Below are 312 nucleotides of genomic sequence, written 5' to 3'. Positions count from 1 at the left end.
CGGTAGCAGCAGAGTTAGCGCCATGCGTAGCTTTCGCCTGGACGGATCTGAGTAGCCTCAACGCATCAAGAAGTATCGAGTTGGCTCGTGTGGTGCGGAGGTAGTAAGTATTTTTATAACGACCCTGCCCATCCTCTGAACAAGCAGAGGAGACAGTTCATGAGATTAATTCGTCTGAAAGAAGTCAAGCATGCCACTGGTCTGGGGCGCTCCACGATCTACAAGTATATCGAAGAAGGCAACTTTCCGAAGTCCGTCCCACTAGGTGAGAGAGCCGTGGCTTGGGTTGAGAGCGAAGTCGTGGGCTGGGTG

General features: G+C 52.6%; 1 protein-coding gene. It reads left to right on the top strand.

Translation table 11 applies throughout. The features are described 5' to 3' along the window. Window positions 1–159 precede the first annotated feature (159 nt). On the top strand, window positions 160–312 hold a 153-nt coding region (locus ACI77I_RS32265; RefSeq protein WP_407000267.1), incomplete at its 3' end, for an AlpA family transcriptional regulator.

Source organism: Pseudomonas sp. D47 (assembly GCF_045447305.1).
Lineage (GTDB): Bacteria > Pseudomonadota > Gammaproteobacteria > Pseudomonadales > Pseudomonadaceae > Aquipseudomonas.
The sequence above is the reverse complement of the archived record's forward strand: the minus strand, read 5'-3'. Positions and strand labels throughout refer to the sequence as shown.